This window comes from Nakamurella sp. GG22, assembly GCF_052976845.2.
Genome location: NZ_JBRIIO020000005.1, coordinates 19591 through 43017, shown reverse-complemented (window position 1 = coordinate 43017; position 23427 = coordinate 19591). Strand labels below are relative to the sequence as shown.

The following is a 23427-nucleotide window of genomic DNA, read 5'->3' as shown; positions in this document are numbered from 1 at the left end:
CGAGGACGCCGCTGAGATGGAGTTACCTGTGCAGAGTGTGCGGGAACTACCGGGTGAGCCGGGCTCCGCGGCATCGCTGTCGAACGCCCTGCCGCGCGGCTAGTCGGTTCCGGGTGGCCGTTGACCGCCGAGGAACTGCGCGAGTCGTTGGACCAGGTCGTTGGGTCGGCGTAACCAGACCCGGCTAAGGCCGGTCAGCAGGACCTGCAAACCGGCCGGGGTGATGGACCGCAACGAGGCCACATCCAGATCCCGACCCCCGGCCGCGACGGCGTCACCGAGCACCGCCAGCGCGGCATCGTGGTTGCCGGTGTCCCAGCTGCCGGCCAGCCGCACCCCCGCAACTGGGACAGCACAAGTAGGCAGCGGTCCCGGCGACCGAACATACCCCGGGTCCACCCGTGGGACGGCAGGCCGCGCAGCGCGGTTTCAGGTCCTCCGACATCCCGCGCGCTGCACCATGGTCCGGGGCCGGTCGGCCGAGCGCCGCCCGAACCACGGCGGAGTGCCCCGGCCGCTGGTAGCCGCTGGTGGTGTGGTGGTGGTCGATGGCGGCGACCCGGCGGCGTTGGGTGGTGGGTGCTTCATCGGCAACGTCGAAGAGCTGTCCCAGCGAAGTTGTTCCGGCCGAAGAAGTGCAAACCGAATTGGTCCGCATCGGCAACGACGGGCCCTTCTTCGACGAGGCCGACGACGACTCGGGCGAATTCACCTGCATCCTCACCGGCGAAGCCGGTCAGAACCTGACGACTGCACTACGCACTCTCACGCGATGACCTCATGAGCAGCGTCGAGCCCGCGGCCGGCACGCCGACCTCCGTGACCCCGGGACAGGCGCCAGCAATGCCTGCCGAACCTGAGTACATCGAACCCGGGAAAGGCATTTTCGGGGACGACGCGTTCCCGTACACCATCGAATACAGGGTTTTCCGGTACTCCGGTTTCGAGAACGTGCCCGCCCGATTCGACATCCCGGAACAGGCCATCGAGTACGCCGAGGCGCACGGGTATCACCTAACTTCCGCAAGGGGCCGGTGCCGACCGACTGGGAGTCGATCTGAATGAGCAACACCAGGAGTGACCAGGTACGAGCCATGAGCAGCGCCGAGCACCGCTTCGCGGTGCCGATCACCACCACCGCATCCCCCGACGGGTGTCATCGACGCCGTGACGAGCGCGGTGGACACCATCGCGAATCTCCTTGGCCGCACCGGCCTGGAGGCGTTCACGATCGAGGTCGGGTACGCCGACGGCGATTTTGTCACCGAGTACGAGTTCGATCCCCGCGAATTCGAGGACTGAGCGCAACGAACCGGACGATCCCCGTTGGTTGGTGACGGCTGTCAGGGCGGGTGGACGTCGCGCTGTGCGCCACAATGGTTCGATGAGAGGCGGCTCCGTTGCGAAGGGACTAGTTATCGCAGTGGTCGCGACCGTTATCACCAGCGGGTGCTCGCCGGCCCACACAGATGACGGGGTCCCTTTGACCGCTTCGCCGACTGATCTTCCGTTGTGCTCGGAGTTGACAGGGATCTCGAATCGGTACCTCGCGCTGACCACTCCCGGGCCGCAGGACGCGCTTGACCTGGCTGATCAGCTGAGGCCGTTGGCCATGCAATTGACCGCACCAGCCGTCTACGCCCGCTGGATGACCGTTCTCGACCTGGGGACCAAACTTGTCGGCGCGCCGGAAATCGCGAAGCAAGCATTGACGCAGCTCCCCGAAGCGCTGGGTGAGGCAACTCGGGGATGCGGGGCGTTGGAATAATCCTCCGTCATCACACGGCATTACTCGCAGTCGCGGGCAGTCATTACACCGGCGCGAGGGGCCGCTCGAGTGGCCGTTATGCGTCCCGCGCTCGATGAAAGCACCTGAGCGCAGTTTTTACCCAAATCAAAGTCAAGACGACCGACACCCTGTGACTTGCAGAAACGTCGAAGTGGGGGTTGGCGCCGTTGCTGTAGACACGGGTTCCTAGATTGGACCTGTGGCCACCCTGCGGAAGCGTCTCGATCGGACTGATCCACCAACTTTGAGGTCCGCTCGATGGACCCCAAGACCCGTTCACAGGTATCCGTGCCGTTCGACTCGGAGACCGGAGCGCGTCGGTACATGTCGTCGACGGCAACCTGCCCGCCGTGACGCTTGCTGATGTGGTCGATGACGATCAAGGCGAACTCCAGGTGCGCGGACGGTAAGAACTCGTTGCTCTGAGATGCCGATCCCCGACCCTGGCAATCGTCGTCCCGGTGGCGCCACTTCGCGGTACCGCGAAGTAGCGCCGCGCACAGAGTGGGAACACCCCTGTGCGTGGGTCCACAACCAACTGCTACGCCGTCCGGTGAACCTTCGTCTGGCAGAACCGTCCTCTTGTGGGCACTTCTGCCAGCCGGCGGTTCAACCGATCAGGTGCGCAGCGGAGTGCCCGCCTGCATGTCGACAACAACTGCGATGCGGAGATGAGTGAGCTGAGCACGACGTACATGGCCACAGCTGCAGCGACGGCATCCGAACCGGCCTTCGGGCTCGGAGCGGTCGCCGACTGGGTGCTCGGCCTGATGGAGCTGATCGGCGCTCCCGGGGCCGCCGTCGCGGTGGCATTGGAAAGCTTGTTCCCGCCCATCCCGAGCGAGGTGATCCTCCCGCTCGCCGGCTTCGCGGCGAGCAGGGGCGAGATCGTCCTGGTCGAGGCGATCCTGTGGACGATCGTCGGGTCAGTGGTGGGTGCATCGGCTCTCTACGGGATCGGCGCTTGGCTGGGTCCGGCACGCATGCGGGCCGTCGTTCGCGCGCTGCCACTCGTCGACGTGGAGGACATCGACAAGGCCGAGGAGTGGTTTCGGCGGCATGGCCCCGCAGCGGTGTTCTTCGGTCGGATGATCCCGCTGTTCCGCAGTCTGGTCTCGGTTCCCGCGGGCATCGAACGGATGCATTTCGGGCAGTTCCTGCTGCTGACGACCGCCGGCAGCGCCATCTGGAACACCGTCTTCATCCTCGCCGGGTTCTGGCTCGGTGAGCAGTGGCACATCGTGGAGGAGTCCGCCGCGGTGTTCCAGTACGGGATGATCGTCGCGGTGGCGGGTGCGCTCGCCTGGTTCGTCGTCAAACGGGTGCGGAGGAACCGCCGCGCACTGGCCGAAGGCCGACGGCCCGGCTGACGCGGCCCGGCGGCCTGGCGGACGGTGCCCGGCGGCTCGGCTGGCACGACGGCCCCGGCCAGCCTGCCGGGCGTCAGCGCAGCGGGGCGCGCCGCCGCAACTCAGTGCCGGAATCCCGCCGGCCCGGTCAGCGTCGTAGCGCCCGCCTCGTGCTGAGGTTGTCCACTGCGCGATGAGCTGGCCGAGATCCGCCGCACGACCGAGGAGCGGATCGCCGCAATGCAGCGGACGGTCGCCGATGCCACGGAGAAGGCTGCAGATTCCGAGGATCGTTCTATCAAGTTGGAAGCCGGTCACCGCGTAGCTATTGACCAGGCACGGACCGAACTCGACCAGGCGGTCGCGATGGCGTACGCCACTGGTCGCGACGAAGTGACTGCGGTGATCCCCGGCCTGTCGCCGACGCTGCCAGCCACACGGAACACACCGGTCCCCGGGCTGTGCTGACGGTCCCGGGTGGCGCCGCAGCTGCGGCCGGTCGGGCCGGACGGCCACCAGACCCGTTGTCACTTCCCCAGTGTCGACGACCCGATCCTCTTCTCGGCCGGTGTCGGTCCGGACGGCGCGGACGTGACGGACCTCCGGCGCGCCCTCGCGGCACCGTGCTTCGCCGAGGACCCGCAGGAGCTCATCGAGCTCGGGATCTGCGCCGAGGAGGCCGGCTTCGAGGGGTTCTTCCTCTGGGATCACCTGGTGTTCACCGATGACGGTGACGGCCACCCATCGTGGATCCATGGTTGGTGCTGGCAGTACTCGTCGCCCGCACCAGCACCATCAGGCTGGGCACGATGATCACCCCGGTCTCCCGTCGCCGCCCATGGGTGCTGGCCCGGCAGACCGCGACGCTGGACGTACTCAGCGGTGGTCGGACAGTACTGGGTGTCGGGCTGGGCTCGCCGGCCCAGGGCGATTTCGGCATTTTCGGTAACGTCACTAATCCAGTGGTGCGCGCGAAACTCCTCGACGAGGGGCTCGACATCGTGGCGGGGCTGTGGTCCGGGAACTGGTTCGAGTACCGCGGGCGGCACTTCACGGTCGCGCCGGTGGGTTCCGCTCGACTCCGGTCCAGCGACCGCGGATCCCGGTCTGGGTAGGCGGCGTCCTCCCGGCCCGGCGGCCGATGCGACGGCGGCGCGCTGGGACGGCGCGGTGCCATCCGCTTCGCCGACCCGGAACTGGCGCGCCCCAGGCGTGGATGACATCGCCGGTGTCCGGGACCTCGTCCTGGCGGCGCGCGGCTCTCTGCAGGGCTACGACATCCCTGTATGGGCAGAGGTTTCTACTGACCCGGCGACGATGGGTGCGACGCTTGCGGCATATGCCGCGGTCGGGGCGACCTGGTGGATCGAGACCGCCAAACCGGGCGTCGGGTGGTGGCAGGGGCTGAGCGGAAGAATCGCCCGGGGAGTCTGACCGCCCGCCGGCTCCAGCTCGGCTACTGGGATGCCGCTGCCCGGATCAGGTCAAGCGCCCGCGCATTGCCCAGCGAGGTCTGCGCGGCCAGCAACGACGCCCCACTCCCCCGGCCGACCGACTGCACATGCTCGATCATGTGCTGGAACGCCGGCCTCGGGTCCGCCGCCCAGCTGTTCTGCGGTACCCCGTTCCGCCAGAGTTCCACGCTGTCAGTCGGTGTCGGGTGGAAGGGGTTGCTGACCCGAAGTTCCGCGTTCGTTCCCACGATGCGGGTGAAGGTCGAGGGCGACCGCCGCATCCCCGCCGACAGGATCAGCCGCTGCCCTGACGCGAAGTCGGCGACGGCCGCCGTCTCGATGTCCACCCCGGACTCGGCGGCGAAGCTGGCGGCCGCCGCCGCGACCACCTCGGAACCGAACAGCAGGCGCGCCAGCCGGACCGGATAGCAGCCGACGTCGTACAGGGCGCCGCCGCCGAGCTCGGGGTTCAGTCGGATATTGGTCGGTGCGGTCACGGTGAAGTGGAACTCGGACACGACCTCCCGTACCTCGCCGAGTTCGCCGTCGTCAACGAGCTGACGGATCCTCGCGGTCTGCGGATGGAAAGGGAACGCGAACGACTCCCACAGCGGCGCATCGGACGGGATGCCGGCCAGCAGGTCGCCGACCTGCTGGGAGTCCAGTCCGAGCGGCTTCTCGCAGACGACCGGCCGGCCGGTGGCCACAGCCGCCTTCGCCCACTGGACGTGCTGGTCGTTCGGCAGCGCGATGTAGATCGCGTCCACATCGGGGTGGTTGATCGCCCCGGCGTAATCAGCAGTGGAGTCGACCTGGTGCTGCCCGGCCCATTCCCGGGCACGGTCGGGATCCCGGCTACCGACGACCACCGCCCGCCCACCGGCCGCGCGCATCGCGGGCAGGAAGGCCTTGGCGGTGATGTTGGCGGTGCCGAGGACGGCCCAGCGGAAGGGACTCGATGACATGGAATTCCTGACTCTGCACAGGCGAGACACGTTGCCGGATGCGGCACGTCGTTGCCCCCGACGCTAACATCGGCGGTGCCCCGGAACCGCTGCGACCCACTGGCGGGGACCTCGCTCCGCTAGATCGGCACCAGGCCGATCAGGATCGGGATGCCGAACACGGCAACCAGCAGCAGAGCCCATCCGGCGAGCGAGAAGAATACCGGACGGGCGTCACGCCAGGGCAGGACACCCGGGCGCCTGCGCCGCATCCAACGTCCGGTGACCTCGTCCGAGATGTGTTCTCGCCGGCCGGCGTGAGCGGCGAGGTCCATCAGTTGGTCGGCCGAGAACAGCCGGGTATCGAGCCGCACCCGACGATTGCCGGCATCAAGCAGCACGAGCAGACCGTAACGATGATGAATGGTGCGGAACTGCGGCATCCACACGGCTGTGGCGAATGGCCCGATCTCGATGCTGCGTGTGTAGCGACTGCCGTACTGAACGGTCAGTCGGCCACCCGCTTGCGTCACTCGACGCGGCGCCGCCAGCAGCACGGCGATCGTCGTCGCCACACACACTGCGACGCCGGCCCAGAAGAACGGCTGTTCCACCTCCGCTTCGACGAAGGTCGGCCACACGGCGACGGCACACACCATCCACAACGGAGAAACGTTGATTGCCAACCATCCCAGCAATTCTCGATGCGAAACTGCCGGCGCACCGGCCGTTGGGGCCTTGTCCATGACACTCATGTCGCTTTTCCTCAGGTGGGGCAGGCCCGGGTGACGGCCTACTGCACATTGCTGTCTTTTGTCGGTCGCTCGGCGGATCGCTGCCCGCTGACGTCAGGAGTCCCGACCGACGGTCGTGATACCTATGCTGACCCTTTCGCAGGCCACCGGGCTTCTTGTCGCCTCGGGCGGTCCCCCACATTTCATGGCGCGCTCGTGTCATTCCAACGGGAATGCGGCGGGCTTCGCCCACCCACATCCATCGGGAGCGGGATGGACGAAGCATGATCAACCGCCGGCGGCCGGCGACGCCGGCGGATCGGGACCCGGCCAGGCGTGCCCGCCAACCCATTCGACAGTGCGGCTCCCTCACCGGACGACTTATCCCGCACCAATGCTTCCAGCTCGCTCAGCATTTCCTGCGTTCACAACGGACGATCATCCGCCACGTCACAACGTCCCCCGTGCTGTCACGTGCGCTGGGTCCTCGGTGCGATGACGACCGATGCGAAATGCGATTCGCCCTTTGCAGGAATGTCTGTTTGGTGACCCCACCGCGAACTTAAGGGGCTGTCTTCAGGTTTGCCGCTGTAGTGGAAAATCACCGCGAAGACAATCAAAAGGAACACACCAACCCCGATGAGGCCGAACGGATTGGGTCCGACCTTATCAGTGATGATGGCCCGAACGACCGCCCAGATGACGAAAGCGACCACCAAGATCATCATGATTACTGAGAACGCGTGGTTGTACTTCGAGTACTGCAGCCCACGTGCCCTGGCCATCAACGCCTGCAGGATGCATCCTCTGGGGACCGACTCCAGCGAGTGAAGTTACTTCAGACGCCTACCGTCCTGGTTGGCGGCTGTCCGGGAGGCAAATTGGTGGTTGGACCGGTCGCATCGGGCTAATGATCGCGGTGAGGGTCGTACTCGCCAGGGATGGGTGCGTCAATGGGGTCGGTGGTCCAGCCGCGGAGGAACCATGCACTCAAATCCCTGATGCGTTGCAGCCTGACTTCGAGGGCGGCCGGTTCCATCGAGGTGATTGCTCTCTGTGCGATGAGGTTCGGCGTCCCGACCATGACCGAATGGAATGCTGCTGTCAGGTCGCGCGGAACCGTGGCGCTGCCGTCGTAACTGCGGCAGCGCCTCCCTCATCCCGATCTCTAGTCGTTGCCAGGACGCCGGGTTCCAAGAATGTTTCCGAATCAGCTGGCCCATGAAGGAGCTCCGATCGTCCGCGTCCGCCTCTCGGAGCAAATGGCTGATCGAGGCATCGTAGTCCCCGGAACGGATGAGCTGGACCTCATTGCACCCACCGGACGATGCCGGCCATCAGCATTGTCCGTCTTTCCCGACCCTCGCGGTCGACGTCAGGGCAATTCACGAGGGCTCGGGATCCTCGTGTGTTCGATCTAGGAACCCGCGGCGAGCCATCTCGTACGGTGCGAGTGCCTCGCTCAGAAAGGTCGCCGCGTCGTCGTGCATGCGTCTTTGGGTCTCGGCGTCGAGACCGCCGACCACGTGGGCGAGGGCGGCATGGTGTGCCCCGATGAGATCGAGCAGAGTGATTCCGTCTGTCAGCGCGCCCCGCCCGAGCTCGTACGCCACATTTCGTCGTCGTTCATCTGGATTGTTCAGATAAGCCAGAAGTGCCGGGACATAGTTTGCCGTCAACCGGTCGAGTGGGCTACTGATGTCGCCGCCGTCCCCGAGCATCTGACAGCGTCAGCACAGTCGGCACGCGCACTAGCTGGAACACAACAAGTATCGCTTCCCGGTGCAGAGCAGCGGCGCGAACTACCCGACGCCGAGTGCCACCCACAGCAAGTGCCACTTCGGGAACGATACCGACAGATCGCCACAGCACGGATCGCACCCCGCTCCTGCCTACCGACCTCCATGATGAGCTGGCTTTCCGCGAGCCGACCGTCACGGTACCGGCCGATCGTCCCGCCTCGACGCAAACACTGCGGCCGGTCGGCGGGATACCGATGAACTCGCCGCGCTGGGTGCCCGTCCTGGTCCGACAGAGTCATGACCGTGACGCTCTCCGGCCTGCGAATCCGCGGCACAAACAGCGTGCTTTTCGGGCCGACACGCTCCCGGTTTCCTCGCGCTGCCACGATGACCCGCAACCAGCGGTTTGGCCATGGAGGCGCGCTCGGCACCCTGGGAAGCGGTCAGTATTGGAGAAGCAGGCGCAGCCGCACGCAATCTAATGTCTGATCATGCACCGGCACACCGCCTTCGCGCGTCAGGGCGCGAATGGCGCGAATTCGATACAAGGAGTTCTCATGAAACCATGACGTGCAAGCAACTCGGTGGACCGTGCGATTTCGCGTTCAGTGCGGACACGGGCGACGACATCATCAAGGCGCAGGACGGACACCTGAAGCAAGTTGTCGCAGCCGGCAACACCGAACATGAGAGCGCCCTGCAAAACATGAAGAGCCGCTGAAAGAATCCGTTCGCCGGTATGGGTTGGTACCGGCAGGTGAAGAAGGATTTCAAGGCTCTTCCGGAGAACTGACCCACTGCTCGGGTGTGACGTCAGTGCCCCACTCCGACCCTGGAACCGACGCTGAGACCACTGTGCCTGAAGGTTGGGGCGGCCGGAGACGCGGCCCCGCCTATGAGTGCGCCAACGCCCCGGGAATGGTTCTGCCGCGAACGCCGAGGGTAGGGGGTGTTGCCGAGGGGTGCGCGGAGCCGGAGGGTGGGTTGTCGGTCCGGGCTTGCAGAATCATGGGGTGGACAGCACCGAGACGGACGACTGGCGCCGCACGGTCGGCCGGTACCTGGCTGATTCCACGACTGACGGCAGCGCGTACACGCCGCTGGCCGTCCGGTTCGAGCTGCGGGAGTTCGTTCCGCGGAACCGGCACCGTTGGAACGGACCGCTGACGATGGCGGTCAAGACTGTGCCGGTCGGCGGACTGGGCCGCCAGCATCGCTTGGCCGGGCGACCGGTGGCTCGGACCGGCCGTGGATGGGCTAGAGGCTCCTTGACCTGGGCGAATCTCCCGCATCAGCAGAATCGACTGCAGCTCGACCCGATTCACCATCGCTGGTGCTGCGAGTTCGGCGCCCTGTACCGGGCGGTGGCCCCGACGGACCCCACCCGGGACGCCGATTGGGTCTTTCTGGACGACTTCGATAACCCCGCGCTGTGGACGTTGCTGGATCAAGCCGCCGCGCTGGGCGTGGCACTGTTGGGGTCCGGTCCGACGGGTCTCCTGCGGCGGTCGAGCAGTGCCGCCGTGACGCTGAATGCAACCGATGCCGATGGCGGGATCACGTTGGCTCCGCGGCTGGTCGTCGGGGACGTCGTGATTGCCGCGTCGGGCGCTCGGCCCATCGGCCGGCACGGTGTGTATGCCGTCGACGGTGACAACACGATCACCGTCGCGCCCGCCTCCGTCACCCTCACCGCCGAACAGGTGGGACTGCTCGGCAAGGACGCGGTACCGACCGTCGGCATTCCCGGTTCGGGGGTCGATGAATTCTTCGGCACGTACCTGCCGGGCCTTCGCCGCGGCCTGGAGGTGACCAGCGCCGACGGGTCGGTTGTCCTTCCGGAGCCCCCGCCCGCCGTCCTGCTGGTCAGCGTCACTCACGCGCCGCACCACGTCGTCGAGGTGACGACGGAATGGGATGACCGGGGCGGTGGCCGACGACCGTCGCTGGCCGAGCTCGGTGTCTCAGGTCTGCTGCCGGACGCCCTGACCGGACCGGAGGCAGAGCCGGGACGACCCGTCCTGCTCCAGGATGTCGACGCGGCCGAATTCGTCACGACCGTGCTGCCCACGTTGGCTCGGCTTTCCGGAGTCCGGGTCGAGATCCACGGCCAGGCACCACATTACCGGGAACTGACCGGAACGCCGCAGCTGGCAATCTCCGTCGTGCCCGCCGAGAAACCCGACTGGTTCTCCCTCGGCGTCACCGTCACCATCGACGGTCGGGTCATCCCGTTCACCCCGTTGTTCACTGCCCTGGCCCGGGGCCGACGCACGCTCCTGCTCGTCGACGGTAGCTATCTCGCCCTCCGGCATCCCGCCCTGCGGGAACTGAGTGACCTCATTGCCGAATCGCTGGACCTCGAGGAGTGGGAGCCACTTCCAACTCTCAGCCGGCACCAGGTGGTCACCATCTGGCCGGACTTCGAGGACGTGGCCGACGAGTCCGCGGCGGCGGCCGGATGGCGAGCGCTGCTGGCCGACCTCGATCCGGATACCGCGCTCGAGACTGCGCCGCCTGACGGTCTGCGGGCCATCCTGCGCCCGTATCAACAGACCGGCTTTTCGTGGCTTGCCCACTTATGGCGGCATCGCCTCGGCGGAATCCTCGCTGACGACATGGGTCTGGGCAAGACGCTGCAAACGCTCGCGTTGATCCAACACGCCAAGCAGCACGACAGAGTCCGGGGCCCTTTCCTGATTGTCGCGCCAACCTCAGTCGTATGGAACTGGGCCGCCGAAGCCGCGCGGTTCACCCCCGGTCTGAAGCTGCGGACGATGACGGGTACCGAGTCCACCGGGTCCGTCGCAATAGCCGAGCTCGCCGCCGACGCGGACATTCTGGTGACCAGTTATGCCCTGCTCCGTCTCGACTTCGATGCCTACCAGGCTGTCGCCACCTCCTCCGGCTGGGCGGGTCTGGTGCTGGACGAGGCTCAGTTCGTCAAGAACCCCACAGCCGCGGTGCATCATTGCGCACTCGAGCTGACCGTGCCGTTCAAGCTGGCCATCACCGGTACCCCGCTGGAGAACTCACTCACCGACCTGCATGCGCTGTTCTCGATCGTCGCCCCCGGTCTTTTCCCGTCAGCCCCAAAATTTCAGCGCCGCTACGTCCGACCGATCGAGCAGCCGATGGCCGGTATCACCGGTGGGGTCGGCGCGGGCACTGCCCCGCAGGTCGCCGAGCAGGTACGCCGCGAGCGGCTGGCCGCCCTACGCCGCCGCATCCGGCCGTTCCTGCTGCGGCGCACGAAGGATCGGGTGGCCGCCGAACTGCCGGTCCGGCAGGAGCAGGTACTCCGCGTTGACCTCGGCCCGGAACACCGTGCCGTGTACGACCGCTACCTGCAGCGCGAGCGTCGCAAGGTCCTGCAACTCCTCGGCGATGAGGAGAAGAACAACAAATTCATCATGTTCCGATCCCTCACCCTGCTTCGTCTGCTGGCCCTGCACGCCGGCCTGGTCGACACCGACTACGACGGGCTGCCGTCGACAAAACTCGCGGCGCTACGGGACCGACTGGCCGGCGTCATCGCCGAGGGCCACCGCGCTCTGGTGTTCAGCCAGTTCACTTCCTTCCTGGGTAAGGTCGCCGCGCAATTGGACCGGGACGGCATTCGCTACGCGTATCTCGACGGCAGCACTCGAAACCGTCAGCGAGTCGTGGATGAGTTCCGCACGGGAACGGCACCCGTTTTCCTGATGAGCCTCAAGGCCGGCGGCCTTGGTCTGAACCTGACCGAAGCCGACTACGTCTTCCTGCTCGACCCCTGGTGGAATCCGGCGGCGGAGCGGCAGGCCATCGACCGCACCCATCGAATCGGACAGACCCGCAACGTCATCGTCTACCGGCTGGTGGCAGCCGAGACGATCGAGGAAAAGGTCATGGCGCTCCAGCGCCGCAAAGCAACCCTCTTCGACGTGCTGTTTCGCGGGGACACCGCCGACTCCGACCAGTTCGGTCACCCGCTCAGTCCTGAGGACATTCGTGAGCTCTTCACCTGAGAACTGACGTCGCCATCTCGCGGTTCTCACCGCGGCCCGAGTCGCACTGTCGTCAGGTCCTCGCAGCTATTCAGTTCGTCCAGCAACAGGATTGCCTTCGGCGGCTGGGTTCACTCCCGCACGAAAGACGCAGGCAGGTAGGCGGTCTGGCCGTCCTGCTCGGTCGGTAGTCCCATGTGACCAATGGAAGCTCCCTGCTGGTTACGGGTCTCGTTGACCTCCCCGATATGGAACTGGCTGTTGCTGTCTCCCCCGCCCCCGAGGTGCGGTCGCCGAGGCAGCGGTGGCACGCACGACCGGCCGCCAACCCGTACGAGGAATTCACTTGGTCGGCCCGGGTAGCGTCCGCAGGATGAGTGGTCTGACAGCCGATGAGCTGTTGCAGGGCCCACGGGGACGCGTGCTGTGCGTCGCGGTGGCGCATCGAATCGACCAGCGGGTCTGGTCGGCCTGGTCGGACGCTGCGTGGAACCCCGGCGACGCCGCACGGTTGGACGCATTGGTCGGCGCCCTGGACGCCGTACCCACCGACCTCGATGGGATCTGGGACGATCCCGCGACATATGTTGAGCCGGTTGCGGAGTCGATCGGCGAGGCAATGTACTGGCAGCCGCCCCACGATGAAGACGCCATCCTCGCGGTCCCGCCGGTGCAGGCCGCCCTCCGGCCACTCGCCGCCGCAATAGCTGCCGCGTCGGCGACTGCGTGGTGGTCCAGCCCGCTCGAACCGAACGCGCTCCGCTACACGCATTGGACGGTGGACCGTCCGGCGCCGCCGGCGCTCACCGGATCGGCGAAACGGCTGCTCGAGTGGCGCGAGCGCACAGCGGCAGAGAGCCTCGCGTTCGGCGGGTCAAGGGCCCCCGAACTGCAGTACACCGGCAGCTGGTGGTCCACCCCGGCATTTCACGCGGTGACGACAGCGCGGCCACTCGGCGACCTGGGCTCGATCGAGTTGGCCTGGCATGAGGACAGTCTCGGCCTCCGCGACGCCCTGATCTGGCCATTGCAGACAATTGACTCACCGCGGGTGTGGGAGATCGGCGGGCCGCAGGCGTGGGCCGATCTCGTCCAGGCATACCCGATGGAGGTGACCGAGCAACGTCGCCATGACTGGTCCCGGGTGACTGGTCGACCCGGTCCTTGGTGCATCCCCGACTGGAGTGCCGTTGCCCGTGACTGGGACGGCGTCCATGTATCCGTGACCGGTTACCTCACGACGGCCACCCGCGCACTGCAGCTGGCTCACGGCAAGTCGGCAACGATGCTGGCCGGCTGGAACCCCGACGAGACCTGGTGGCTGACCGACGTCCTCGCGCAGACAACGACAGGGCCAGAGCGGTGGCACCGCACCGATGACTTCAGCGGTTCCGACCTGATCTGGCACAGGGTTTCATAGGCAGGGGGTGCCGGGACGAACGGCGTTGCCGGGCAGAGCACGTCTTTGAGCTAACGGTGCATCGAGGATGCGGACACGATCTCGCCGATGATTGCGGAGGCTGCGGCCAACCCACCGGCCGCGGCGTTGACGACCTGAGCCATCGGCTCACCGGCGTTGCCCGCGATCCACACACCCGGCACGGTGGTGGAACCGTTGGGCCCGGTGTCGATGCGTGTGCCCATCACATGACCGTTGACGACGAAGTCGCTGGGGCGCAGCCCGAGAGGGGCCAGGAAGTCGGCGCGGGTGTGCACCGTGGTGGCCACGACGAGCGCTTCGAGGTCCACGTGATTGCCGTCCTCGAGGCGGATGCCGGTGAGCCGGTCATCGTGACTGAGCACCTCCGCCACCGTCCCGGTCACGACCGTCATTCCGCGCTCAGCAAGGTCCTTGCACTGGTCGGCTGGGGGCGGCGCGGTGTGCGCCAGCACGGTCACGTGCGGACTCAGCAATCGGAACATCATGGCCTGGTGGACGGCCATGGGGCCGGTGGCGAGAACGCCGATGCGTTGGTCGCGCACCTCGAAGCCGTGGCAGAAGGGGCAGTGCACCACGTCTTTGCCCCACCGCGAGGCGAGGCCGGGCACGTCGGGGAGTTCGTCCCGGCCGCCGGTGGCGACGACGATTCGGGCGGCACGGATCACCCGGCTGTCGAGCTGCACGATGAACGCGCCCACGGAGCCACGTACTGACGACACGGTGCCGGTGACGAGCCGGCCGCCGTAGCGTTCGACCTCCATCCTTCCGAGCCGGTAGAGCTCGACCGGATCTGTGCCGTCACGGGTGAGCAGGTTGTGGACATGGCCGGCGACCGCGTTACGAGGGGCGGAGTTGTCGATCACGACCACGGATCGCGCAAACCGGCCGAGTGCGACGGCGGCGCTCAGCCCGGCCGAGCCGCCGCCGATCACGGCAACGTCGTAGGTATCGGCGGGCATGCGGGGTTCGTCGTTCTGTAGGCTCACAATTGCTCCGGATCCCGGTCGATCGTCGCCAACCAGACGGTCCTGGTGGCGCGGGGCTCCAGCTCAACGTCACCGGAGAGCCGGTCCAGCAGGTGCTGCACGGCGTCGCGGTCGTTCTCGGACAGCGCTTCCAACTGTGCGAAGCGTGCGAACCACTGCCGGGCGTATTCGCGCGCGGCCGACGTCACGGGTGCCACCGTCGTCACCTCGGACCTACTGACGACGAACCCAGCTGCCTCGAGAACCGTTGTCCAGTCGGGATAGTAGTTCCACCCCTCGGCTGCAGCGGTGGCGTGGCAACGCTGCTCGAGAGACGCGTCACGCGGATCGCGCAGAAAGCTGGGCAGGTCGGCAAGCTCGACGACGACAAGATCCCCGTCGGGTGCAAGGGATCGGCGCACCCCCGACAGCAGCCGGGCGGGGTGTGCGAGGTGGTGGAGCGACGATGATGCCCACACCAGGTCGACCGGCGCTGTGGCGACCTCGTCCTTTGTGCTGGGAGACGCGATCAGCGCAGGGAAGCCATTGTCGAGATCGGAATCAACCACTGCGAAGCCCTGTTCGCGCAGCACATTGAGCATCTCGGGGTTGTTGTCGACGCAGGTCAGGGTGGCGTCGGGGTACCGATTACGCAGCAGTCGGCTGCCCGCACCCGTGCCGGCACCGAGGTCGACAATGCCGCGCACCGTCGGCACATCGATGAGATCCATGACGGCTGCGAGATTTTCGCTGAATACGTCGGCATCGAGATCGAGACCGCCACTCCCGCCGCCGCCGTCGGGTCGATGATGTGGGGGGTGCTGGTGGTTTGGCGTTCGGTGGTGGCTGTGGCTCATGACCCCACCGTAGACACAAATGCGCTCGCGGCATAGTCTCTTGCGTATGAAGCAAGATATCGACACCTTGATCCGCCAGCGCATCCGCGCTCTTCGACTGGCCCGCGGATGGTCACTTGATGTGCTGGCCGGCGCCTGTTTCCTGAGCCCATCGACGCTCAGCCGCATCGAGACCGGCGACCGGCGCATCGCCCTGGACCAACTGGTGCCGATTGCCCGGGCCCTGGAAACCACCCTCGACGAGCTCGTCAGTTCCCAGGAGGACGAGGATGTCGTCATCCGGCCGCAGCCGGCGCACCGCGCGCATGTGACCAATTGGCTGCTGTCGCGCGACCGCGCTGCGGCCGGTGTCGTTGTGGTCAAGACCCGTATTGGCGCCAGGGCGACCCTGCCGGCTGAAGGCCAGGTGCACCCTGGGTGGGAGTGGTTCACCGTGCTGGCCGGCCGGGCTCGCTTGGAGCTCGGCGGCCGGGTCCTCGTCGTCGAGGCCGGTGAGGCCGCGGAGTTCTCCACGATGGTGCCGCACCGGATCGGCGCTGTCCCGGGATCCGGAGACCTGGAAATCCTGTCGATCTTCAACCGCGACGGGGAACGGGCGCACCTGCACGACGGGTGACCCTTCTTCTTCTGGTGAAAGCCCTGCACCGACAAACAAGCACGACCAAGCACGGAATCCGGAGGGTCCTCAGGCCGGTCAGGTTCCGAGGATGTTGATCGCCCGGGCCATGACGAGCGCTGCAAGGGACAGCGACACAAGGGATTCGGAGATCATCATCAGTTTCGCCCATGTTCGAATCGCGGAGATATCCGTGGGGCTGAAGGCAAGTGCCGTGTTGAACGACAGCACCAGATAGTCGGCGAACTTCGGATACCACGCAGTTCCAACGTATTCCGGCAGTTTCATCTCGGGGAAGAGGAACGCCGGGCCTACCTTGGTGGACCCGGTAGCCCGAGCCGCAGCCCCACCTGCATCGAGATCCCAATACCACAAGGCAAACGCGATCACGTTCGTCAGCGAGATGCAGGCACCGATGACCAGCAGCTGCCCGGCCGTATCGAACGCTGCATTGGTGAGGATCCCGACGACCAGGAATACAGCAGACGCCGCCGTCACAACGGTGATCAGACCGATCATCAAGAACGTCGTCACTCGTAGCCAGGGACGTTCCCGATCGATCCGCCCGGGATCGCCGACAATCAGGACGGCCAGGAAGCAGAAGAGGAAAGCCGGATAGACGAAGCTCGGGAGCATCCGGAAGTCACTCGGCACCAGTTCGTGCAGGACGGCCACGCTGACGACTGCAGCCGCCATCGGCCAGCGCCGCTCCCCTTGCCTGCCGCCGTTGGAGGCCCTCCGGGGCAGTGGCTCGTCACCTCGCCGGGATGGTGCGTCGACATCGCCCGCCGGATCGGGCCCCTCGTTGACATCAGTCACAATTCCGTCCCCCCATAGCCGCGCGGCGATGCCGTGACAGCTTCCACGCTGTACAACATCATTCACTTTGCGTGGCCGCTTGGCTCGCTACGGCATGGCGGGCCCGACACGATGTGGCTCGCCATCTGTTCGTGAGGGTCAACAATTCAGTCCCACATGGAACGTAATGGGGTGCTGCTGAGTCGTCGCATTCACATTCGACCGACGAAACGCCGTTGATCTTGGCCGTGACTATCTGATCTTGGTGGCGGGCAGTGAGATCTGGGACAGCCGGTAGCGTCCCGGCCTGCCCGGGCCTGTCAAACCAGCCGCGTGACCCGGCCCGCCGGGCACTGTGAGGTGCCGGTCCGTCAGGTCGATCACACCCGCCTTGGCGGCCAGTCCCATCGCCGGGAACAGTCCGGCGTGCGAAACGGGATTCGGCTCGTCGAACACCGCGGACCGCACAGGGACTTCATGAGACATTCGCATCCGCGTTATGCCCTTCCTGACACTGCCGATCGAGCCGTGAAGAAGTCCGATCCTGCTGCCCGGCAAGGGTATTCCGCGCTACGACCCGCCGATCACGTCATCACGACAGTGCATCCGGGTCAAGCTCAAGACCGGGAGATCGGGTGCGACCCGGCCTCGGCGGGTGGGCGCGTCCAGCTTGCCAGCAGGCTGAGCGCTTGCTGCGACGGGGACCCACCGGCGGTGGTGTAGATGTACAGGGTCTGGTCGCTATCGGCGGGGAAGACGAGGGCCTCGAAGTCGACGGTGACCTCGCAGACGATAGGGTGATTCAGCCGCTTGGCGCCGTGGCTGCGTTGGTGAACCTGGTGCTCGGACCACCATCGGCGGAATTCGACGCTCGCGAGCGAGAGTTCGCCGACGAGCTGTTGTGTCTCAGGGTCGTTCGGTGTCCGCCCGGCATCCAACCGAAGCGCCTCGACGGCATTGCGAGCCTGTAGTTCCCAGTCGAGGAAGAGCGCGCGGGCCTCATCGGAGAGCAGCATCCAGCGGGCGTAGTTCCGCTCTTGTGGTCGCATCTGCTCGAAGTCGGTGAACAGTGCGCGCGCCAGGTGGTTGGCGGCGAGCACATCCGTGCGGCGCCCGAGAATCATTGCGGGTTGCGCAACAAGAGAGTCGAGCAGCTGATGCAGGCCGGGCCGGACTCGCTGCACCGTCTTACGTGATCGAGCGCGCGGCGCTCCTGCGGCAGCGACAAGGTCATGAAGGTGCGTGCGGCCGGCCTCGTCGAGGTCGAGGGCGCGCGCGATCGCGTCGAGTACCTGCGCCGAAGGCACGATACCGCGGCCCTGCTCCAGCCGGGTGTAGTAATCCGTGGAAACGCCCGCCAGCAGCGCAACCTCCTCCCGCCTGAGCCCGGGAACGCGTCGAACCCGGCCATCCGCGGGCAATCCCGGGCGGTGCCGATGGCTTGCAGCGCGCGTCCGGCGCAAGAAATCGGCGAGTTCCTGATGCGGGGAGGGCATTCCTCATGATCCCAGATGCTCTCGCTGCGCGACTGGGTCGCTGAATCCTAGGCAGCTGCGGGCTAGATATCCCACGGCTGCAACTTGTCAAGCGGCTGCCGCGGTCAGGATGCGCCAGGCAATCTGCTCGTCGTATCTCGTGTGGTGCCGAAGGCAGCCGTCGAGGATCCCGACAAGGCGGTTGCCCAGGGCGCGGAGGGCTTGGTGGTGGGTGTTGCCGCGGGCTCGGTGCGCGTCGTAGTACGCGCGAGCGCCGGGCGATGTGGTGAGTGCGCTGAACGCCTGCTGGTACAACGCATCTGCCAAGCGTCGGTTTCGGGTGTGCCGGGCGAGCACGACCCGGCTTTTCCCGGACGTCTTGGTCACCGGGGCCATCCCGGAGTAGTTCTTCCGGGCCCTGGAATCGGCGTAACGCTTGGGGTCGTCGCCGAACTCGGCAAGCACCCGGGCACCGAGGATCTGTCCGAGCCCGGGCTGGCTCAGGTAGATCTCAACGTCCGGGTGCCGGCCAAAACCCGCACCCACCTGCTCGGCCAGCGCCTCGACCTGCCGGGACAGCTCCGACAGGATCGCGACCAACGCCGAGGTACTCGCCGCGTAGGCGGTGACCACGCCGGGTCGCGCGGTCAGCTGCTCGGTGTGTAACGCGGCAACGATCCGCTCCGCCGCGGCCTGATGGTTGCGTTGCCGTCCTGCTCGCCGCAGCAAGGTGATCACCCGTGCGGTGGTCAGCCGTTTGCCCTGGTCCGGGCTTGGCGCGGCCGCGAGAACCGCGAGTGCGTCCCTCCCGGTCAGGTCGTCACCGAAGGCGAGCAACGCAGCGGGGTAGAACTCCCGCAGCATCGAGCGCAGCATGTTCGCCTGCCGCTGCCGGGACCAGATCATGCTCTGGTGCGTGCGGGCCAGGATCTTGACGTGTTCGGCGGTGTCGCTGTCACCGGCCACGGGTCGGTGATGCGCCCGGTCCAGCCGCACCAGCTCGGCCAGCACATGCGCATCGCCCGGGTCGCTCTTCGATCCGGAGGTGCCGTGCCGTTCCCGATACCTGGCTGCCTGCAACGGGTTGACCGCATACACGGTGTACCCGGCTGCGATCAACGCCTGCACCCACGGACCGCGGTCGGTCTCGATCCCGATCACCACGTCCGACGGATCAGCATCCTCCGGTAAGTGATCAGCGATCAACGCGTGAAAACCGGCCAGCCCCGTCACACCCTCCGGGAACCGCTTCTTACCCAGCCGGCGGCCGTCGTCGCCGACGAGGTCGACGTCGTGGTGGTCCTCGGCCCAGTCATCACCCACGAACAACACCTGGCGTCCTCCTCACGCCGCAGGAACATCGGCGAGCCACGAGGAGACCGGGTGCTACCTAATGGATCAGTGCTCACATCGGCACGACATCCCACCAGCCCTACAGACTCCTCACCAACCAGCGCGGGACACGATCTAGCCCTAGGCATCGCGTGCCTGGGTTTGGCAAAGTGTTCACCGCGCCGGCGGCTCGGACAGCAGACTTGCACACCGTCGGCTGTACTCCCATTAGGAGGCACCGGGCCAGGTATGCGCCCCAAAAGGCCCGCTCCGCGTGTGAGCGTAGAGCTATCGGCTCGAACAGCCGACCCGTCAACCACTTTGAGGAGAAGGAACATGACCTACCCCACCGCAGGCCCGGCGACCTGGTTCGTCACGGGGGCATCGCGAGGTCTCGGCCTCGACCTGGTCAGCCAGCTACTTCGGCGCGGCGACAATGTCGCTGCCACCACCCGCTCGGTCGAGCGCCTCACCACCGCGTCGACGGAGTCGACACCAGCCGGCTGCTGCCGCTCGCCGTGGATCTCTCCGACGAGCAGCAGGTACGCGCCGCCGTTGCCGCGACGAAGGGGCGTTTCGGTGGCCTTGACGTCGTCGTCAACAACGCCGGTTATGGCGTCCTCGCCGCCGTCGAAGAGGTCACCGACGCCGAGGCGCGAGAGATGTTCGACCTACAGATCTTTGGAGTATGGAACGTCCTGCGTGCCGTGCTGCCCGGGTTCCGCGAACAGCACGGCGGTCACATCATCAACGTCTCCTCGATACTCGGACTCACCTCCTTCCCGGGCTGGGGGCTCTATTGCGCCGGCAAGTACGCGCTCGAAGGGCTCACCGAGTCACTCGCCGCCGAAGTCGCCGACCAGGGCATCAACGTCACCTTGACAGGCAAGCGTTCATCAGCGACGACAGTCCGACTCGGGATCGACCGAGCCGCAATCGCGCAACCGGCCCGCGCCGTTGCGGGTCGGTGTGCGTTTCCAAACCTGCCTTACGACTGAACCCGGACGAGACGAGCGCCAAGTGGCCCGCCGCGCTGGCCGCGCCCGACTCGTTGCGCACCACGGGCGGCTTGCGGGAAGCTGCTGGCCTTTAACCAGTTGGTGACGCTGCTGGTTCTTGACAGGGTTGGCAGGTGAGCCCCGCACCAGACCTCGTGGTCGTCGGAGCAGGAGTCGTCGGGGCGTCCGTGGCCTATCACGCCGCCCGGGCCGGCGCCGTCGTGAACCTCATCGACGCCGTGAGGCCCGGGGCGGGGGTGACGGCGCACTCGTTCGCCTGGATCGGTGAGGTTCCCCCGGCGTAGTGGACATCGATCTAGCGGGCCTGTTTGGCCTGCTGGGAGGATGTTCCCGTGTCCAAATCACGTCGGTCTTTCACGACCGAGTACAAGGTCGAGGCAGCGCACCGGGTCATCGACACCGGTCGCACCGTCGCCGAGGTCGCCCGAGAGCTCGGGATGGGCGAGCAACTGCTGGGCCGATGGGTCCGCGACGAACGGGTCCGGACCGAGGCCGCCACCGTCAACGGCACCGCACCATTGACCGGTGCCGAACGTGCAGAACTGCAGCGACTGCGCCGGCAGGTCACCGAGCAGGAGAAGGACATCGCGTTCCTAAAAAAAGCATCGGCGTATTTCGCGGCGAATCAATCAAAGTGACCTGCTTTGAACTGATGGACGCGGAATACGCGAACACCTCTGTTGCCGTCATGGCCAGGAACCTTCCAGTCTCCAAGTCCGGGTACCACGCCTGGCGGGCACGGCGCCGCGGCGTGCAGACACCCAGCGCCGCCGCGCAACTGCGCAGCGACCGGCAGGTGAAGGTGCTTTCACTGCACAAGGACTCCCTGGGCACCTACGGTTCCCCAAGGATCACCGCTGACCTGCGGGAACTCGGCGATAAGGTCTCGAAGAACACCATCGCGGTGATCATGGCCGGACTCGGTATCGCCGGGATCAGCCCGCGCACCTTCAAGGTCCGCACCACCATCATCGACCCGACCGCGTCGTTCCCGCCCGACCTCATTGACCGCCACTTCGACCAGGGCCGCCTCGACGCAGTATGGACATCGGATATCACCTATCTCACCTGCGGTGAAGGCGATCTGTATTTCTGCGCCGTCAAAGACGAGCACTCGAAACGAATTCTCGGATGGAAAGTCGCCGACCACATGCGAGCCGAACTGGTCGGTGATTGCATCAACGCCGCGGTCGCGACCCGTGGTGGACACTGTGCCGGCACGATCCTGCATTCCGACAAGGGATCTCAATACACCAGCGGTCATGTCAAGGACATCGCCGCAGGTCACGGGCTGCTCCGATCGATGGGTGCGACCGGGATCTGCTGGGACAACGCCGGCGTCGAATCGCTCTGGTCGACCTTCAAGCACGAGTACTACTACCGGCACACCTTCACCACCAAGACCGAGCTGATCGCTGCCGTCGATGCCTGGGTCCACCGATACAACACGGTCCGTCGGCACTCAGCGATCGGCCAGATCAGCCCCGTGCACTACGAGGTAGCGTCAACCGCGGTCAACCGGGCCGCGTAACCCTCGTCCACCATTCCGGGGGAACCTCACGGGGCGTCCGGTGTACGTACCGGATCCGCCGCCGGCCTACGGAGGACTGCGATCGAGGAGTACCGCCGAGTACAGGCGGAATTGCCGGGACTTCCGGTGAACTGGTGCGGCTCACTGACCTGGGGCCCCGACGGCGGCACACCGAATGCCGGGCCAGGGCAGGAGATCGTGGACGCAGCCACCGTGGCAAGGCTCGAGCCGAACCTGCGGCAGCCCCCGGAGTGGGCCCTGTGAGCACCCTCTGACGCTGCCGTCGACCCGGTGGGCGTGACCAAGCGGCTGGTCGCGGGCGCCCGCGCACATGGTGCTCTTGTACATCCGAACACCCCGGTCACCGCCATCCGCCGGAATGCCAGGGGTCGGGTCATCGGAGTCGACACGACCGCAGGGACCCTCGCCGGTGGGACCGTGGTGCTCACAGCCGGAGTGGCAACGGCACCGCTTGCCGAACCGCTCGGTGTTGACATCCCGGTCGAACCATCGCCGTGCCCGTTGTTCCATCTCCGCGCCGCGGCCGGTCTCGTTCGAACCGTGATCAACAACCCCGACTTCGATCTCCGGCAGGTCGCTGCGGACCGGCTGATCGCCGCTGCAGACTCCCCCGAACGGACCCTTGCCGCCGTCCGGCACACGTTCAGTGGTGCCGAGAATGTCGACCTGCTCAGCACCCGAATAGGAGCACGCCCGATGCCGGTGGACGGTGAGCCGATCATCGGCCCGGTCGCCGAGATGCCCGGTCTCTATCTGGCGGTGATGCACGCCGCGGTCACGCTTGCACCTGCCGTCGGCCGCCTGGTCGCGCGGGAGCTGATTCACAACAGGGTCGAATCAGCACTGACGGGTTGCCGCCTCGACCGCTTTTAGATGCCCTTCAAACCCCACCGGGCAGGCAGCCGGGGCGCGCTTCGTCATGATCGGCGGCCACCTGAACCGGAACGTGCCCACCTGTCCGCATCAATACCAATCCGTTGCGCGGGATCACCCGACCTCGACACAATGACGCAAAGCGGGCTCGAGGATTCTCGTGCTAGGAATATCCGTCCAACCTTCAGGTCCTGCGACAGGAGACGGTAAATGCCGGGCAGGTGGTGGCGGAGAACTGTTGCGGGCGAATCATTTTGCGCGCGATTCGCGCTGGCGCTTACCGGTATCACGGCGGCCGCAGGGGCGCCATTTGGATCTGCGGACCGAGGTGACGAGTTTGTACGGATGGCCGCCAGCGGAACGAATACCACTCTGCCCATCAGGGCCCAGCAGTGCCCTGGGAGGAACCATGAAGAACGGCGCAGTAACCATCGAGGGAGGGGCTCTCCAATTTGTCTACGTCCCATGGCGATGTAGTCGCAGCGCCGGTCGACCCGCGAT

The 23427-nt window shown here is 66.3% G+C and carries 25 protein-coding genes and 3 pseudogenes; 17 read left to right on the top strand and 11 right to left on the bottom strand.

Features of this window, described 5'->3' with window-relative positions:
- Positions 1-99 precede the first annotated feature (99 nt).
- A complete protein-coding gene (locus ACVBEQ_RS07515; protein WP_447156167.1) occupies positions 100-336 on the bottom strand; it encodes a hypothetical protein in 237 nt (78 codons plus the stop codon).
- Between the two features lie 212 nt (positions 337-548).
- Between ACVBEQ_RS07515 and ACVBEQ_RS07510 the strand changes: the two genes are divergently transcribed.
- From ACVBEQ_RS07510 to ACVBEQ_RS07475, 8 genes are all read left to right on the top strand, one after another.
- On the top strand, positions 549-776 hold the full coding sequence (locus ACVBEQ_RS07510; RefSeq protein ID WP_447156166.1) for a hypothetical protein: 228 nt from the start codon (positions 549-551) through the stop codon (positions 774-776).
- A 4-nt stretch (positions 777-780) separates the two neighbouring features.
- On the top strand, positions 781-1065 hold the full coding sequence (locus tag ACVBEQ_RS07505; RefSeq protein WP_447156165.1) for a hypothetical protein: 285 nt from the start codon (positions 781-783) through the stop codon (positions 1063-1065).
- A 102-nt stretch (positions 1066-1167) separates the two neighbouring features.
- A complete protein-coding gene (locus ACVBEQ_RS07500) occupies positions 1168-1302 on the top strand; it encodes a hypothetical protein (protein WP_447156164.1) in 135 nt (44 codons plus the stop codon).
- A 1158-nt stretch (positions 1303-2460) separates the two neighbouring features.
- Positions 2461-3159 (top strand): DedA family protein, encoded by a 699-nt coding sequence (locus ACVBEQ_RS07495; RefSeq protein ID WP_447156163.1) that lies wholly within the window; start codon positions 2461-2463, stop codon positions 3157-3159.
- Positions 3160-3378: 219 nt separating this feature from the next.
- Positions 3379-3606, top strand: a complete 228-nt coding sequence (locus ACVBEQ_RS07490; RefSeq protein WP_447156162.1) for a hypothetical protein — start codon at positions 3379-3381, stop codon at positions 3604-3606.
- Positions 3607-3615: 9 nt separating this feature from the next.
- Positions 3616-3951, top strand: coding sequence for a hypothetical protein (locus ACVBEQ_RS07485; RefSeq protein WP_447156161.1), 336 nt, complete (start codon positions 3616-3618; stop codon positions 3949-3951).
- Positions 3885-4253, top strand: a complete 369-nt coding sequence (locus ACVBEQ_RS07480) for an LLM class flavin-dependent oxidoreductase (protein WP_447156160.1) — start codon at positions 3885-3887, stop codon at positions 4251-4253. The genes ACVBEQ_RS07485 and ACVBEQ_RS07480 overlap by 67 nt, the downstream gene beginning before the upstream one ends.
- A gap of 55 nt (positions 4254-4308) precedes the next feature.
- Positions 4309-4572 (top strand): hypothetical protein, encoded by a 264-nt coding sequence (locus ACVBEQ_RS07475; RefSeq protein WP_447156159.1) that lies wholly within the window; start codon positions 4309-4311, stop codon positions 4570-4572.
- Between the two features lie 22 nt (positions 4573-4594).
- Here ACVBEQ_RS07475 and ACVBEQ_RS07470 read toward each other — a convergent pair whose 3' ends face one another.
- From ACVBEQ_RS07470 to ACVBEQ_RS07455, 4 genes are all read right to left on the bottom strand, one after another.
- Positions 4595-5557, bottom strand: coding sequence for a Gfo/Idh/MocA family protein (locus ACVBEQ_RS07470; RefSeq protein WP_447156158.1), 963 nt, complete (start codon positions 5555-5557; stop codon positions 4595-4597).
- 119 nt (positions 5558-5676) lie between these two features.
- Positions 5677-6291, bottom strand: coding sequence for a hypothetical protein (locus tag ACVBEQ_RS07465; protein ID WP_447156157.1), 615 nt, complete (start codon positions 6289-6291; stop codon positions 5677-5679).
- Positions 6292-6740: 449 nt separating this feature from the next.
- A complete protein-coding gene (locus ACVBEQ_RS07460) occupies positions 6741-6986 on the bottom strand; it encodes a hypothetical protein (protein WP_447156156.1) in 246 nt (81 codons plus the stop codon).
- 669 nt (positions 6987-7655) lie between these two features.
- Positions 7656-7991: a phosphatase RsbU N-terminal domain-containing protein gene (locus ACVBEQ_RS07455; protein ID WP_447156155.1), complete on the bottom strand. Its 336-nt coding sequence runs from the start codon at positions 7989-7991 to the stop codon at positions 7656-7658.
- 433 nt (positions 7992-8424) lie between these two features.
- Between ACVBEQ_RS07455 and ACVBEQ_RS07450 the strand changes: the two genes are divergently transcribed.
- The 3 genes from ACVBEQ_RS07450 to ACVBEQ_RS07440 all read left to right on the top strand — a co-directional run bounded on the left by ACVBEQ_RS07450 (position 8425) and on the right by ACVBEQ_RS07440 (position 13418).
- Positions 8425-8733, top strand: coding sequence for a hypothetical protein (locus ACVBEQ_RS07450; RefSeq protein WP_447156154.1), 309 nt, complete (start codon positions 8425-8427; stop codon positions 8731-8733).
- Positions 8734-9025: 292 nt separating this feature from the next.
- Positions 9026-12019, top strand: a complete 2994-nt coding sequence (locus ACVBEQ_RS07445) for a DEAD/DEAH box helicase (RefSeq protein ID WP_447156153.1) — start codon at positions 9026-9028, stop codon at positions 12017-12019.
- 352 nt (positions 12020-12371) lie between these two features.
- Positions 12372-13418, top strand: a complete 1047-nt coding sequence (locus tag ACVBEQ_RS07440; protein ID WP_447156152.1) for a hypothetical protein — start codon at positions 12372-12374, stop codon at positions 13416-13418.
- Positions 13419-13468: 50 nt separating this feature from the next.
- Here ACVBEQ_RS07440 and ACVBEQ_RS07435 read toward each other — a convergent pair whose 3' ends face one another.
- Together ACVBEQ_RS07435 and ACVBEQ_RS07430 are read right to left on the bottom strand one after the other, a co-directional pair.
- On the bottom strand, positions 13469-14398 hold the full coding sequence (locus ACVBEQ_RS07435; RefSeq protein ID WP_447156151.1) for an NAD(P)/FAD-dependent oxidoreductase: 930 nt from the start codon (positions 14396-14398) through the stop codon (positions 13469-13471).
- 23 nt (positions 14399-14421) lie between these two features.
- Positions 14422-15345, bottom strand: a complete 924-nt coding sequence (locus tag ACVBEQ_RS07430; protein ID WP_447156150.1) for a class I SAM-dependent methyltransferase — start codon at positions 15343-15345, stop codon at positions 14422-14424.
- Between ACVBEQ_RS07430 and ACVBEQ_RS07425 the strand changes: the two genes are divergently transcribed.
- Complete coding sequence (locus ACVBEQ_RS07425) at positions 15308-15877, top strand: cupin domain-containing protein (RefSeq protein ID WP_447156149.1); 570 nt, start codon at positions 15308-15310, stop codon at positions 15875-15877. The genes ACVBEQ_RS07430 and ACVBEQ_RS07425 overlap by 38 nt on opposite strands.
- Before the next feature lie 78 nt (positions 15878-15955).
- Here the strand turns inward: ACVBEQ_RS07425 and ACVBEQ_RS07420 are convergent, their stop codons facing one another.
- The 4 genes from ACVBEQ_RS07420 to ACVBEQ_RS07405 all read right to left on the bottom strand — a co-directional run bounded on the left by ACVBEQ_RS07420 (position 15956) and on the right by ACVBEQ_RS07405 (position 19482).
- Complete coding sequence (locus ACVBEQ_RS07420; protein WP_447156148.1) at positions 15956-16573, bottom strand: hypothetical protein; 618 nt, start codon at positions 16571-16573, stop codon at positions 15956-15958.
- Between the two features lie 354 nt (positions 16574-16927).
- Complete coding sequence (locus tag ACVBEQ_RS07415) at positions 16928-17161, bottom strand: hypothetical protein (protein ID WP_447156147.1); 234 nt, start codon at positions 17159-17161, stop codon at positions 16928-16930.
- 131 nt (positions 17162-17292) lie between these two features.
- Complete coding sequence (locus ACVBEQ_RS07410; protein ID WP_447156146.1) at positions 17293-18171, bottom strand: helix-turn-helix transcriptional regulator; 879 nt, start codon at positions 18169-18171, stop codon at positions 17293-17295.
- Positions 18172-18258: 87 nt separating this feature from the next.
- Entirely contained in the window at positions 18259-19482 is a 1224-nt protein-coding gene (locus tag ACVBEQ_RS07405; RefSeq protein WP_447152790.1) for an IS110 family RNA-guided transposase, read from the bottom strand.
- 336 nt (positions 19483-19818) lie between these two features.
- Between ACVBEQ_RS07405 and ACVBEQ_RS07400 the strand changes: the two are divergent.
- The 5 genes and pseudogenes from ACVBEQ_RS07400 to ACVBEQ_RS07380 form a co-directional block, all read left to right on the top strand.
- Positions 19819-20363, top strand: a pseudogene (locus ACVBEQ_RS07400) (SDR family NAD(P)-dependent oxidoreductase); the annotation flags it as partial.
- Positions 20364-20614: 251 nt separating this feature from the next.
- Positions 20615-20767, top strand: a pseudogene (locus ACVBEQ_RS07395) (FAD-dependent oxidoreductase); the annotation flags it as partial.
- A 66-nt stretch (positions 20768-20833) separates the two neighbouring features.
- Positions 20834-21139 carry a transposase gene (locus tag ACVBEQ_RS07390; RefSeq protein ID WP_447156145.1) on the top strand — a complete coding sequence of 102 codons (306 nt, stop codon included), beginning with the start codon at positions 20834-20836 and terminating at the stop codon, positions 21137-21139.
- The gene (locus ACVBEQ_RS07385) at positions 21136-22032 is read left to right on the top strand and encodes an IS3 family transposase (RefSeq protein WP_447156144.1); all 897 of its coding nucleotides are present in this window, start codon (positions 21136-21138) and stop codon (positions 22030-22032) included. The genes ACVBEQ_RS07390 and ACVBEQ_RS07385 overlap by 4 nt, the downstream gene beginning before the upstream one ends.
- Positions 22033-22311: 279 nt before the next feature.
- Positions 22312-22926 (top strand): annotated as a pseudogene (locus tag ACVBEQ_RS07380) (NAD(P)/FAD-dependent oxidoreductase); the annotation flags it as partial.
- Positions 22927-23427 lie beyond the last annotated feature (501 nt).